This is a genomic window from Phycicoccus sp. CSK15P-2, assembly GCF_016888005.1.
Taxonomy (GTDB): domain Bacteria; phylum Actinomycetota; class Actinomycetes; order Actinomycetales; family Dermatophilaceae; genus Phycicoccus.
This window is the reverse complement of the sequence record NZ_JAFDVE010000004.1, coordinates 32,569-45,230: the sequence shown is the minus strand read 5'-3', so window position 1 is coordinate 45,230 and position 12,662 is coordinate 32,569. Positions and strand designations below refer to the sequence as shown.

Below are 12,662 nucleotides of genomic sequence, written 5' to 3'. Positions count from 1 at the left end.
GCCTGCGGCGGGCTCAGGGCTCCATGCCGAGGCGGCGGGCCGACCGGGCCCGCTGGCGGCTGGCCCGCAGGCGGCGCAGCCGCTTGACGAGCATGGGGTCGTGCGCGAGCGCCACCGGGTTGTCGATGAGTGCGTTGAGGACCTGGTAGTACCGCGTGGAGCTCATGTCGAAGAGCTCCTTGATGGCGGTCTCCTTGGACCCGGCGTACTTCCACCACTGCCGCTCGAACGCGAGGATCTCTCGGTCCCGCTCGGACAGCTCCGGGGAGCCGACGGCGGTGGTGACCTGATCGGACGCGGCGCTCACGGTAAGTACTCGACCCTTCGATGTGGTGGTGCTGCGGCGGGCCCCACTGTAGCCGCCGAATGACAGGGCTGTCATTCGGCTCGGCGACTCTTCCGCGTGTCGACTGGACAGGTGCCGCCCGAGCCGACTCACAAGTCACACATGTCTCATCAGCCTCAGCTCCGGATCAGGACATCGTGTCGAGGACGGCGCGGATGTCGTCCTCGGTCGTCGCGGGGTTGACGACCGCGAATCGCGCCAGGGTCTCCCCGTCGTGCGCGGTCGGGACGACGAACCCGAGCTGCTCGTCGAGCAGCCGGTCCGACCACGCGTGGTAGTCGTCCGCGCCCCACCCGAGGCGCCGGAAGACGATGACCGACAGGTCGCGTGCGCGGACCAGCTCGAGGTGCTCGCGACGGACGACCTCTGCCTCCGCGAACCGGGCGACCTCGAGGGTGCGCTCGACCGCCGCGGTGTAGGCGTCCGTGCCGTTGACCGCGAGCGAGAACCAGAACGGGAGTCCGCGTGCCCGCCGGGTCAGGCCCACGGCGTAGTCGGTCGGGTTCCACTCCGGGGCCTCGGTGAGGACGTCGAGGTAACCGGCGCGCTGGGTGTGTGCGGCCCGGGCGAGGGCGGGGTCGCGGTAGAGCAGCGCGCAGCAGTCGAACGGGGCGAAGAGCCACTTGTGCGGGTCGACGATGAACGAGTCGCACCGCTCGACCCCCGCGTAGCGGTCCCGGACCGAGGGCGCCGCCAGGCCCGCCCCGCCGTAGGCGCCGTCGACGTGCAGCCACAGGCCGTACTCCTCGCACACCTGCGCGACGGACGCGAGGTCGTCGACGATGCCGAAGTTCGTCGTCCCGGCGGTCGCCACGACGGCGAAGAACGTCTCCGGGCCGTGGGCCTCGAGCGTCGCGCGCAGCGCCGGGCCGGAGAGCCGCCAGTCGGCGTCGCCCACGACCCCGACGAGCTCGGCGTCCATGACCTCGGCGGCCGACGCGACGGAGCTGTGGGCCCCGGCGGTCGCCGCCACCCGCCACGGACGCACCCCTGCGCGAGCCTGCCGCCGGGCCGTCGCGCGCGCCGTGACCAGCGCCGAGAGGTTGCCGACCGTCCCGCCGGGCACGAACACCCCGCCGGCCCGCTCGGGCAGCCCGGCGAGGTCGGCGATCCAGCGCAGCGCCTGGTTCTCGGCCCACACCGCCCCCGCACCCTCGAGCCAGGACCCCGCGTAGATCGACGACGCCCCGACGACGAGGTCGAAGACGACCGCGGCGTCGCTCGGGGCACAGGGGATGAAGGACAGGTATCGCGGGTGGTCGGTGGACAGGCACGCCGGCGCGAGCTCGTCCACGAACACCCGCATCGCCTCGGAGCCGCCGATCCCCCCGGGCGTGACCGTCCGGCCCAGGGCGGCGTCGAGGTCCTCCTGGGTGCGCGGCCGGTCGAGCGGCGGGAGCATGCGGATGCGTCGCTCGGCGTACTCGGTGACCGCGTCGAGGAGGTCGGTCAGCTCCTGGTGGGTGTTGCGCGAGTAGCCGGACGCAGGGTTCACGAGCGGAGTCTAGGAGCGGACGCGGGCGAGGAGGAGGTCTGCGAGGGCGGGCACGTCGTCGACGACCGCGTCGGGTTCCACGGCGGCGAGCGCGTCCCGCTCACCGGCACCCCACGTGACGGCGACGGAGACCATCCCGGCGGCCCGGGCGGCCCGGACGTCGACGACGGCGTCCCCCACGTAGACGCACTCCGCCGGTGCCACGCCGAGGGCCGCGGCGGCGTGCAGGAGGGGTGCCGGGTCGGGCTTGTGCCGGTCGGTGTCCTCGAGCGCGGCGACGACGTCGACCATCCCCTCGACCCCCACACCGGCGAGCGCGAGCCGCGCGGTGTCGCGGCGCTTGCTCGTGGCGACGGCCGTCCGCACCCCGGCGGCGGCCAGGTCGGCGAGCAGCTGGGGCACGCCCTCGTACCGGCGGATGAGGCGCGCGGTGTTCGCGAGGTTCCACTCCCGGTAGGCGGCCTCGAGCGCGTGGCCGTGCTCGGGGCTCTCCTCGAGCAGCGCCTCGAGGAGCGGGCGGCCGATCCAGGCCCGGGCGCGCGCCTCGTCGACCTCCTCGCCGAGCACCGTGCGGAAGGCGTGCCGGTAGCTCTCGACGATCAGCGGGATGGTGTCGGCGAGCGTGCCGTCGAGGTCGAAGAGGACGACGGGGCGGTACGGGGTGGCGGTCACGGGCACAGTCTGCCGAGGCCGCGTCCGCGGGGGTCGCGGGGGCGGGCGGCGCGGGCCGGGACGTCAGGCGCCGGTGGGCTCGACGCCGAGCTCGCCCAGCAGCGTGAGCACCCGGCCGCGGATCTCGTCCCGGATCGGCCGGACGACCTCGATGCCCTGGCCCGCGGGGTCGTCGAGCACCCAGTCCTCGTAGCGCACGCCCGGGAAGTACGGGCACGTGTCGCCGCAGCCCATCGTCACGACGACGTCGGAGGCCTCGACAGCGTCCGGCGTGAGGACCTTGGGCTGCTCGGCCGAGATGTCGATGCCCTCCTCGGCCATCGCGGCGACGGCGACCGGGTTGACGGCGTCGCCCGGCGCCGAGCCGGCCGAGCGGACCTCGACCGCACCACCGGACAGGTGACCCAGGTAGGCGGCGGCCATCTGGGAGCGGCCGGCGTTGTGCACGCAGACGAAGAGGACGGACGGGCGGTCGGTGCTCACGGGGTCTCCTGCGGGGTCTCGGGCGACTCGAAGGTCGTCGTGGCACGGGGTGCGGCGACGAGGGACATCAGGGGCAGCCCGACCGCGACGCCGGCGAGCTGGGCGAGCACGAAGCCGGGTGCGGAGGCCGGGGCGATGCCGGCGAAGGTGTCGGACAGGGTACGGGCGACGGTGACGGCGGGGTTGGCGAAGGACGTCGAGGACGTGAACCAGTAGGCGGCGAGGATCCACCCGGCGACGAGCAGGGGCGCCATCCTCTCCCGCCCGCCGCGGGCCACGAAGCCGACGACCATGAGCAGGCCGGCCGTGGCCAGGGTCTCACCCAGCCACTGACCGGCTCCGCCGCGGCCCGTGGTGGAGGCGGCGACCGCCGGCAGGTCGTACATGAGGTTGGCGAGCACCGTGCCGAGCACTCCACCCGCCACCTGGGCCACGACGTACGGGGACAGATGGCGCCACGGCAGGTCGCCGCGGATCGCCTGGGCGAGGGAGACCGCAGGGTTGAAGTGCGCTCCGCTGACCGGGGCCAGGCACGCGACGAGCACCCCGAGGGCGGCGACGGAGGCGACGGCGTTGGCGAGCAGCTGGACACCGACGTCGTCGGTGAGCCGGGTGGCCATCACCCCGGAGCCGACGACGGCGGCGAGCAGCCCTGTGGCCCCCACCGCCTCGGCGGCCAGGGCCCGCCACGGTGTCGTCACGAGCAGCACGCCTCCTCGGTCCGTGCCGCGTGGCCGGCGTCCGGAGTGCAGCACCCGCCGTCGCCGAGGATCTCGAGGCTCGCCGTGGCCGGGCGCGGTTCGGAGGGATCGTCGTCCTTGACGGTGTAGACCTCCCACGGGGCACCGGCCGGGTCGTGGACCCAGACCTTGTCCTGGAGGGCGTAGCAGCACGTCGTGTCGTTCTCGTCGAAGGCGGCGAGCCCCGCGGCGGCGAAACGCTCGCGAGCGGCGGCGACGTCGTCGGTGGACCCGACCTCGACCCCGAGGTGGTTGAGGGCGCCCTCGGTGCCGGAGCCGCGGGTCGCCTCGCTCGTCTCGATGAGCACGAGCTTGAGCGGCGGCTCGGCGACCTCGAAGTTGGCGTAGCCGGGACGGCGTTTGTGCGGCTCGACGCCGAACATCGCGGCGTAGAACGCGACGGACGCCTCGAGGTCGGCGACGTTGAGGGCGAGCTGGACGCGGCTGGTCGGCGTGGTCATGGGACACCTCCGGTGCGTATCGTATCGACGGTCGTCGATGGGCTGCATCGAGGAAACCACGGTAAATCGACACATGTCAATATAGATGGTGATCGATGAGTGAGAGGAGCCGCCGATGTCGACCCGTGAGCCGCCCGTGAGCCCGGTGGCCGGGACCACCGCCCCGTGCTGTGGGATCGGCACGGACGGCGGGCTGACCGCCGAGGAGGCCGAGCGGAGCGCGGCCCTGCTCAAGGCCGTCGCCGACCCCGTCCGCCTGCGGCTGCTCAGCGCCATCCGCTCCACCGAGGCCGGCGAGGCCTGCGTCTGCGACCTGACCCCGCTCGTCGGGCTGGCCCAGCCGACGGTCTCGCACCACCTCAAGGTGCTCGTCGACGCCGGGCTGCTCGAGCGCGAGAAGCGCGGCACCTGGGCCTGGTTCCGGGTCGTCCCGTCCCGGCTCGAGGACGTCCGCGCCATCCTGGCCTGACCGCCCGTACTACGGTGGGGCCGATGTCGACCCCGCCTGCTCCGAGCACCGCGAAGCCGCTGCGCGAGCTCATCCACCCGAGCTGGGCCGAGGCCCTCGCCCCCGTCGAGCCGGCCGTCACCCGGCTCGGCGAGTTCCTCCGCGAGGAGGTCGCCGCCGGCCGCGGGTACCTGCCCGGGGGTCTGCACGTGCTGCGGGCGTTCCAGCAGCCCCTCGACGCCGTGCGCGTCCTCGTCGTCGGCCAGGACCCCTACCCCACCCCCGGGCATGCCATGGGGTTGTCGTTCTCGGTCGCGCCCGACGTCCGGCCCATCCCGAAGAGCCTGGTCAACATCTACAAGGAGCTCCAGGACGACCTCGGCCTGCCGATGCCGAGCACCGGCGACCTCACCCCCTGGGCCGAGCAGGGCGTCCTCCTCCTCAACCGCGTCCTCACCGTCCGCCCCGGGAAGCCGGCGAGCCACCGCGGCCGCGGCTGGGAGGAGGTGACGGGCCGCGCCATCCAGGTGCTCGTCGAGCGCGGCGGTCCGCTCGTCGCCGTCCTGTGGGGCCGCGACGCCCGCTCGCTCGCGCCGCACCTGACCGGCATCCCGTGCATCGAGTCCGCCCACCCGAGCCCGCTGTCCGCGCACAACGGCTTCTTCGGCTCGCGCCCCTTCTCCCGCGCCGACGCCCTGCTGCGCCAGGCCGGCGCCGACCCCGTCGACTGGAGTCTCCCGTGACCCCCCGCCGCGAGGAGCACCGCGTCTGGACGCGCTACGTGGCGATCGGCGACTCGTTCACCGAAGGACTCTCGGACCACGACCCCGAGCGCGACGACCACTACGTCGGATGGGCCGACCGGCTCGCCGGGCACCTCGACCGGCTCGCCGAGGCCCAGCACCTGCCGTTCGGCTACGCCAACCTCGCCGTCCGGGGCCGGACGCTGTCGGACGTCGTGGGCCCGCAGCTGGACGCCGCGATGCGGATGACGCCGGACCTCGTCTCGATGGTCGGCGGCGGCAACGACCTGCTGCGGCCGTCGGTCGACCTCGACGGCCTGGCGTCGCGGCTCGAGGAGGCGGTCGTCCGCATCCGGTCCACCGGCGCGGACGTCCTGCTCGCCACCCCCACCGACACCCGCGACGCCGGCCTGTTCAAGGCGCTGCGCGGACGGCACGCCGTGCACTCGGCCAACCTCTTCACGATCGCCCAGGACCACGGCTGCCACGTCCTCAACCTCTGGGGCATGGCATCCCTGCGGGACTGGCGGATGTGGTCCGAGGACCGCATCCACCTGACGACCGAGGGCCACCGCCGGGTCTCGCTGGCGGCGCTCAGCGCGCTCGGCCACGACACCGAGGCCCGCGACTGGGCGACGCCCCTGCCGCCGGGCGACCGGGCGGGCCGCGGCGACGAGCTGCGCGGCCACGTCGACTGGGTGCGCACCCACGCGGCCCCGTGGGTCGAGCGGCGCCTGCGCGGGACGTCGTCGGGTGCGGGTCGCACCCCCAAGCGCCCGGAGCTGCAGCACTTCCGCGACCCCGAGCAGGTGCCGAGCGACCAGCACCTCCCCGACGTCTGACCCGAAGGTGTGTGGACACGCCGAGGGTTCCGCGGCGTGTCCACACACATCCGCGAGAGGAGTCTCTCGCCAATCATCCGCAGGTGCGGAGCTATTCTCTGATGCATGACGCAGATGCGAATCTCCGAGGCGGCCACGCTCCTCGGCGTCTCGGACGACACGGTGCGCCGGATGGTCGACGCCGACCGCCTTCCGGCCACGCGCGACGATGCCGGCCGCCTCGTCGTCGAGGGCGCACACCTCGCCGCCGTCGCCCAGGAGGTCGCCCGGCCCGCGCCGGTCGGCACCGTGGCCGACGAGTCGGCCCGCAACCGGATGCGCGGCATCGTCACGAACGTGCTCACCGACACCGTCATGGCCCAGGTCGAGCTCCAGTGCGGGCCCTTCCGCATCGTCTCGCTCATGTCCAGCGAGGCCGTCCGCGACCTCGGGCTCGAGGTCGGGTCCGTCGCGGTCGCCAGCATCAAGTCGACGAACGTCGTCGTCGGGGTGCCCCGATGAGGGCTCGCACCGCCGCCGCCGTCGTCGTCGGATGCGCCGCCCTGGCCCTCACCGCCTGCTCCCCTGCCACGTCCGCCGACACCTCGGCCGGCCCCGGAGCCTCGGGCAGCCCGGAGTCGGGCACCGTCACCGTGCTCGCGGCGGCCTCGCTCACCGAGCCGCTGACCGCCCTGGCGCAGCAGTACGAGCAGGACCACCCCGGGGTCACCGTCAGGCTCGGCTTCGGCTCCAGCACCACGCTGGCGCAGCAGATCGCCGAAGGCGCGCCCGCCGACCTCTACGCCAGCGCCGGCGAGGCGGCCCTCGACCTCCTGCCCGCCGACGCCCGCGGCGACACGACCCCGATCGCCCGGAACACCGTCGAGATCGCGACGCCACCGGACGACCCCGGTCACGTCGCCTCCGTCGAGGACCTCGCCGACCCCGACCTCGACGTCGTCCTCTGCGCGCAGTCCGTCCCCTGCGGAGCGGCCGCCGACGAGGTGCTGCACCGCGCCGGCGTGACCCCGCACGTCGTCTCCCGTGAGGTCGACGTCAAGGCGACCCTGACGAAGGTGACCCTCGGCGAGGCCGACGCCGCCCTCGTCTACCACTCCGACGTCGTGGGCGCCGGCGACGCCGTGCGCGGGGTCGAGGTGCCGGCGGACGACAACGTCGTCCTCACGTACCCACTCGTCCGGCTGGCCGACCGTCCCGAGGTCACCGCCTTCGCCGGCCTCCTCACGAGCCCGGCGGGCGAGCAGGCGCTGACCGCCGCCGGCTTCCTCGCGCCGTGAGCACCGCCGGCCCGGCATCCGCTCGGGCGACGCGCCGGACGGCCGGCCGTCCGGCCCTCTCCCGGGCCGCCCTCGTCGTCCCGGCGGTCGCAGCGGTGGGGCTCGTCGTCCTCCCGCTGCTCGGGCTGCTGCTGCGCACCGACTGGGCCGACCTCGGCCGGCACCTCTCGGCACCCGTCGTGTGGCCGGCCATCCGCCTGTCGCTGCTCACCACCGTCGTCACGGTCCTCGCCTGCTTCGTCCTCGGCACCCCGCTCGCCTGGCTGCTCGCCCGCGCGGACGGACGGCTCGCGACGTGGCTACGGGCCGTGATGACCGTCCCGGTCGTCCTGCCGCCCGTCGTCGGCGGAGTGGCGCTGCTCATGGCCTACGGCCGGCGCGGGCTCGTCGGCCGTCCGGTCCTCGAGGCCTTCGGCGTCTCGCTCCCCTTCACCCCGAGCGCCGTCGTGCTCGCGCAGGTGTTCGTCTCGCTGCCGTTCTACGTGCTCGCGGTCGAGGGCGCGATGCGGGCGGTCGACGCCCGCTACGACGCCGTCGCGGCGACCCTCGGCGCCTCCCCGCTGCGCACCTTCACCCGGGTGGCGCTGCCCCTCGCGGCCCCCGGGGTCGTCTCGGGCGCGGCACTGGCGTGGGCCAGGGCACTCGGCGAGTTCGGGGCGACGATCACCTTCGCGGGCAACTTCGCCGGACGCACCCAGACCGCGCCACTGGCCGTGTACGTCGCCCTCCAGAGCGACCCGCAGGCCGCGCTGGCGCTGAGCATCGCGATGCTCGCCGTGTCGGTGCTCGTCCTCGGGCTGCTCCGCGGGCGGTGGATGCGATGAGCCTCGACGCCGACGTCCGGGTCTCCCGCGGCGCCTTCGACGTCCACGTCCCGCTGCTCGTCGAGCCCGGGCGCGTGGCCGCCGTCCTCGGCCCCAACGGGGCCGGGAAGACGAGCGTGCTGCACGCGCTCGCGGGTCTGCTGCCGCTCGCCGGCGGCCATGTCCGCGTCGACGGCCACACCTGGGCCGACGACCGCCGGCGGCTCGGCCCGGCGGAGCGAGAGGTCGGCCTGCTCGCCGCCGACCACCTCCTGTTCCCGCACCTCACCGCCCTCGGCAACGTCGCCTTCGGACCGCGCAGCCGCGGGGAGGAGCGACGGGCCGCCGCCGCGCGCGCCCACGCCGAGCTCGAGGCCCTCGGCATCGACGACCTCGCCGACCGCCGGCCGGCGGCCCTGTCGCACGGGCAGGCCCAGCGGGTGGCCCTGGCCCGGGCCCTCGCCACCGACCCGCGTCTGCTCCTGCTCGACGAGCCCCTCTCCGCCCTCGACCCCGCCACTCGTCCGCAGGTGCGTGCCACGCTGGCCTCCCGGCTGGGCGACTACGGGGGCGTCACCGTCGTGGTGACCCACGACCCCCTGGACGCGCTGACCCTCGCCGACCACCTCGTCTTCGTCGAGGACGGCCGGGTCGTCCAGGAGGGCACGCCGACCGAGGTCGTCGCCCGCCCCCGCGACCCGTACGTCGCGCACGTCGTCGGGCTCAACCTCTACCCCGGGACGACGAGCGGCCCCGACACGCTCGACACCCCGCTCGGGGCGGTCGTCACCGGCGGGGTCGAGCACACCGGGCCCACCTGGGCCGCGTTCGCGCCCTCCGCGGTCGCGCTGTACCCCGAGGAGCCGCACGGCTCGACCCGCAACGCCTGGCCCGCACGGGTGGTCGGCGTCGAGCTCGTGGGACAGACCGTCCGGGTCCGGCTCGCCGTCGAGGGCACCGACGCGGCGCTGCTCGCCGAGGTCACCGCCGGGTCGGTCGCCACGCTGGGCCTGCGGCCCGGGGCCGCGGTGTGGGCCGGTGTCAAGGCCACCGAGGTCAGCGCCTACCCCCGCTGACGGAAGCTCCCGATGGGTCGGTCGGACGTCTCGGCACCTCGGTAGCCTCGGGACCATGCCGGCTACCCGTCTCATGCCCACCGAGGAGGGTCAGGACCTCGTCGACCTCACCCGCGAGCTCTGCGCCAAGGAGCTGCGCCCGAAGGTCGACGACGCCGAGTGCGCCGCCGCCACCGGCGAGTCCTTCCCCACGGAGACCTTCCGCACCCTGGGCGCCGCGGGCCTCCTCTCGCTCCCCCACCCCGAGGAGCACGGCGGCCACGGCCAGCCCTACGAGGTGTACCTCCAGGTCGTCGAGGAGGTCGCGACCGCCTGGATGAGCGTCGCCGTCGGGGTGTCGGTGCACTCCCTCACCGCGTTCCCGGTGACGACGTTCGGCACGCCCGACCAGCAGGCCGCGCTCCTGCCGGCGATGCTGTCGGGTGACCAGCTCGGCGCCTACTGCCTGTCCGAGCCGCTCGCCGGCTCGGACATCGCCTCGATGACGACCCGCGCGACCCGCGACGGCGACGACTACGTCATCCGCGGCCGCAAGGCATGGATCAGCCACGCCGGCCACGCCGACTACTACACGACCTTCGCGCGCACGTCCGACGACGGCGGCAAGGGCCTCAGCTGCCTCGTCGTCCCGGCCGACGCCGAGGGGCTGTCCTTCGGGGCTCCCGAGCGGAAGATGGGCCTGCACTGCGACACGGTGCGCGAGGTGATGTTCGACGACGTCCGCGTCCCCGCGGACCGGCGGATCGGCGAGGAGGGGCGCGGCATGGCCATCGCCCTCACCGCCCTCGACGCCGGACGGCTCGGCATCGCGGCCGCCGCCACCGGTCTCGCCCAGGCGGCCCTCGACCTCGCCGCGGGCTACGCCGGGGAGCGCCGGCAGTTCGGCCGCGCCATCGGCGAGTTCCAGGGCCTGGCGTTCCTCCTCGCCGACATGGAGGCGGCGGTCACCTCGGCGCGCGCCACGTACCTCCACGCAGCCCGGCTCAAGGACGCCGGCCGGCCGTTCGGCAAGGAGGCCGCCGTCGCCAAGCTCGTCGCCACCGACGCGGCGATGCGCGTGACGACCGACGCCGTGCAGGTGCTCGGCGGGGCCGGCTACACCCAGGACTTCCCCGCCGAGCGCTACCTGCGCGAGGCCAAGGTCACCCAGATCTTCGAGGGCACCAACCAGATCCAGCGCCTCGTCATCGGGCGGCACGTGCTGCGCTGACGACGGCTCCCGAGGATCCGACGGAACCGCAGCCCGGGCGCCGACGTCCCACCCCTGAGAGGATCCCCACGGAAGGAGCCCCATGCGCACCCCCGTCCTCCTGGCCACCGCGGTGCTGACGGCAGCCCTCGCCGGCTGCGGCAGCGAGACCGTCGACCCCGCCGGATCCACGCGGTCGCCCTCCCCCAGCCCTCCGGTCGTCACCGACATCTTCCCCTCGGATGCCCCGACGTCCGCCGAGCCCCCGAAGCCCGACCCGTCGGGCTCGCCGACCATCCCGCCCCGCGCGGACGACTCCCTGCCGCCCGGGCTGGAGAACCGGCCGGAGGTCAGGCGTGCCCTCGAGGACGCCTCGGGCCGCGTCGGCATCGTGCCCGGCGACGTGCAGGTCGCCGGATACCAGAAGGTGATGTGGGACGACGGCTCGCTCGGCTGCCCGACCAAGGGCGCCAACTACACGATGATGCAGGTGGAGGGTGAGCTCCTGCTCATCCGCGCCGACCAGCGGGTCATGGAGTACCACGCAGGCGCCGACGGCGACTTCACGTACTGCGCCAGACCGTCGGACGGCTACTCGCCCCGCACCTGAGCGCGGACGTGGCGAGACCGGGCCAACTCATACCTGACCCGGTCTCGCTCCAGCGTAGGCACGGCCCGCGTCCGAACCGTGAGCGACACGCGGCGGACCGGCGAACGACGGACGACGAGCCGGTGGCGCGCTCAGTCCCGGTCGCGTGAGATGCCCGGGAGCAGCGTGTCACCGCGCCGCAGCGCGTCCAGTGCGGCCGGGTCGGCAGCGGCGATGTGCGCCAACCCCTTGCGCCGGTAGCGAACCAGCTGGACGGCGCCGAGGCCCCAGAAGAGGAACTGCGCCGACATGGCCGCCCGCATGTCGTGCCGGGTGTACTCGGACGGGCCGCCGGGCGCCAGGTGGTCCAGCACGATCCCGACGAGCGCGATGCAGAGCAGCGAGGCCGTGAAGCCCCCGACGTTGACGACGCCGCTCGCCCGGCCGAGGTGGGTCGACGGGTGGAAGGTGCGGGCGAGGTCGAAGCCGACCATCGAGCCCGGCCCACCGAGGGCGGTGACGACCGCGAGCGCGAACAGGGCTCCCGCCGGCGCCGGGCCCGGCCACAGGAGGACGACGGCCCACGACGCCGCGATCGCCCCGACGATCGCGAGGACCAGCTGGGAGCGGCGGAACGGCACCCGCGACGTGAACGCCGCGACCGCCGGGCCGGCCGCCATCGCGGTCAGGGTCATGACGACGAGGACGAGCGACGCGGTCCGCGGCGGCAGACCCTCGGCGACGAGGAAGGGGTACCCCCACAGGAGGGTGAAGACGGTCGAGCCGAACTGGGAGGTGAAGTGCACCCACAGGCCGAGCCGGGTGCCCGGGTTGCCCCAGACCTCGGCGAGCGTACGGGCCAGGGCCCGCACCTTGATCTTCTCGACGGCCTGGCCCCGGTACGGCGAGTCCCGCACGACCGCCACGAGCGCGACCGAGAGGACGACCCCGAGCCCAGCCGCCGTCGCGTACGCCCGGGTCCACCCCCAGGCCGCGAGCGCAGCGGCGAGCGGGGTCGCCGCGACCACCGCCCCGAGCTGACCGGCCATCCCGCTCAGCTGGGTGACGAACGGCGCCTGCCGGACCCGGAACCACAGTGCGACGAGCCGCAACAGGGACGTGAACACCATCGCGTCGCCCGCCCCGATCATCACCCGGGCCGCGAGCCCCACGGGGAACGAGCCGGCGAACGCGAACCACAGCTGGCCGGCCGACATCAGGGCGAGCCCGGCGAGCATGAGGCGCGTGGAGCCGAAGCGGTCGAGGAGCACACCGACCGGGACCTGCATCGCCGCGTAGACGGCGAGCTGGACGACGGTGAAGGTGGACAGCTGGGCTGCAGAGATGTCGAAGCGGTCCGCGGCGAGGAGGCCGGCGACGCCGAGCGAGGTGCGGTGGAAGACCGCGAGGACGTAGACGGACAGCCCGACGAGCCAGATCGCCCAGGCCCGTCGCTGCCCGATCGTGTGGACCTGGCGCAGCACGGGGCGGGTCACCG

Annotated in this window: 16 protein-coding genes; 9 read left to right on the top strand and 7 right to left on the bottom strand. The window is 74.4% G+C overall.

The window, feature by feature from the left end; translation table 11 throughout:
- Positions 1 to 13: 13 nt before the first annotated feature.
- From JQN72_RS03090 to JQN72_RS03065, 6 genes are all read right to left on the bottom strand, one after another.
- Positions 14 to 307 (bottom strand): DUF3263 domain-containing protein, encoded by a 294-nt coding sequence (locus JQN72_RS03090; protein ID WP_307812388.1) that lies wholly within the window; start codon positions 305 to 307, stop codon positions 14 to 16.
- 166 nt (positions 308 to 473) lie between these two features.
- Positions 474 to 1,841, bottom strand: coding sequence for a pyridoxal-dependent decarboxylase (locus tag JQN72_RS03085; RefSeq protein WP_307812387.1), 1,368 nt, complete (start codon positions 1,839 to 1,841; stop codon positions 474 to 476).
- A gap of 9 nt (positions 1,842 to 1,850) precedes the next feature.
- On the bottom strand, positions 1,851 to 2,513 hold the full coding sequence (locus tag JQN72_RS03080) for an HAD family hydrolase (protein ID WP_204133701.1): 663 nt from the start codon (positions 2,511 to 2,513) through the stop codon (positions 1,851 to 1,853).
- Between the two features lie 63 nt (positions 2,514 to 2,576).
- The gene (locus JQN72_RS03075; RefSeq protein WP_204133700.1) at positions 2,577 to 2,996 is read right to left on the bottom strand and encodes an arsenate reductase ArsC; all 420 of its coding nucleotides are present in this window, start codon (positions 2,994 to 2,996) and stop codon (positions 2,577 to 2,579) included.
- Positions 2,993 to 3,697 (bottom strand): MIP/aquaporin family protein, encoded by a 705-nt coding sequence (locus tag JQN72_RS03070; protein ID WP_204133699.1) that lies wholly within the window; start codon positions 3,695 to 3,697, stop codon positions 2,993 to 2,995. Before JQN72_RS03070 ends, JQN72_RS03075 begins: the two co-directional genes overlap by 4 nt.
- Positions 3,694 to 4,197 (bottom strand): ArsI/CadI family heavy metal resistance metalloenzyme, encoded by a 504-nt coding sequence (locus JQN72_RS03065; protein WP_204133698.1) that lies wholly within the window; start codon positions 4,195 to 4,197, stop codon positions 3,694 to 3,696. Before JQN72_RS03065 ends, JQN72_RS03070 begins: the two co-directional genes overlap by 4 nt.
- 115 nt (positions 4,198 to 4,312) lie before the next feature.
- Here JQN72_RS03065 and JQN72_RS03060 point away from each other — a divergent pair, with 115 nt between their 5' ends.
- The 9 genes from JQN72_RS03060 (at position 4,313) to JQN72_RS03020 (ending at position 11,185) form a co-directional block, all read left to right on the top strand.
- Positions 4,313 to 4,666, top strand: coding sequence for a helix-turn-helix transcriptional regulator (locus tag JQN72_RS03060; protein ID WP_204133697.1), 354 nt, complete (start codon positions 4,313 to 4,315; stop codon positions 4,664 to 4,666).
- A 23-nt stretch (positions 4,667 to 4,689) separates the two neighbouring features.
- Positions 4,690 to 5,388 (top strand): uracil-DNA glycosylase, encoded by a 699-nt coding sequence (locus JQN72_RS03055; protein ID WP_204133696.1) that lies wholly within the window; start codon positions 4,690 to 4,692, stop codon positions 5,386 to 5,388.
- Positions 5,385 to 6,230 (top strand): SGNH/GDSL hydrolase family protein, encoded by an 846-nt coding sequence (locus JQN72_RS03050; protein ID WP_204133695.1) that lies wholly within the window; start codon positions 5,385 to 5,387, stop codon positions 6,228 to 6,230. The genes JQN72_RS03055 and JQN72_RS03050 overlap by 4 nt, the downstream gene beginning before the upstream one ends.
- Before the next feature lie 105 nt (positions 6,231 to 6,335).
- A complete protein-coding gene (locus JQN72_RS03045) occupies positions 6,336 to 6,731 on the top strand; it encodes a molybdopterin-binding protein (protein ID WP_204133694.1) in 396 nt (131 codons plus the stop codon).
- Entirely contained in the window at positions 6,728 to 7,507 is a 780-nt protein-coding gene (modA, locus tag JQN72_RS03040) for a molybdate ABC transporter substrate-binding protein (protein WP_204133693.1), read from the top strand. The genes JQN72_RS03045 and modA overlap by 4 nt, the downstream gene beginning before the upstream one ends.
- Positions 7,504 to 8,331: an ABC transporter permease gene (locus JQN72_RS03035; RefSeq protein WP_204133692.1), complete on the top strand. Its 828-nt coding sequence runs from the start codon at positions 7,504 to 7,506 to the stop codon at positions 8,329 to 8,331. The genes modA and JQN72_RS03035 overlap by 4 nt, the downstream gene beginning before the upstream one ends.
- Positions 8,328 to 9,386 (top strand): ABC transporter ATP-binding protein, encoded by a 1,059-nt coding sequence (locus tag JQN72_RS03030; protein ID WP_204133691.1) that lies wholly within the window; start codon positions 8,328 to 8,330, stop codon positions 9,384 to 9,386. Before JQN72_RS03035 ends, JQN72_RS03030 begins: the two co-directional genes overlap by 4 nt.
- A 55-nt stretch (positions 9,387 to 9,441) precedes the next feature.
- Complete coding sequence (locus JQN72_RS03025) at positions 9,442 to 10,596, top strand: acyl-CoA dehydrogenase family protein (protein WP_204133690.1); 1,155 nt, start codon at positions 9,442 to 9,444, stop codon at positions 10,594 to 10,596.
- A gap of 82 nt (positions 10,597 to 10,678) precedes the next feature.
- Positions 10,679 to 11,185, top strand: a complete 507-nt coding sequence (locus JQN72_RS03020; protein WP_204133689.1) for a hypothetical protein — start codon at positions 10,679 to 10,681, stop codon at positions 11,183 to 11,185.
- 131 nt (positions 11,186 to 11,316) lie between these two features.
- Here JQN72_RS03020 and JQN72_RS03015 read toward each other — a convergent pair whose 3' ends face one another.
- A complete protein-coding gene (locus tag JQN72_RS03015) occupies positions 11,317 to 12,660 on the bottom strand; it encodes a nitrate/nitrite transporter (protein WP_204133688.1) in 1,344 nt (447 codons plus the stop codon).
- Positions 12,661 to 12,662: the final 2 nt, after the last annotated feature.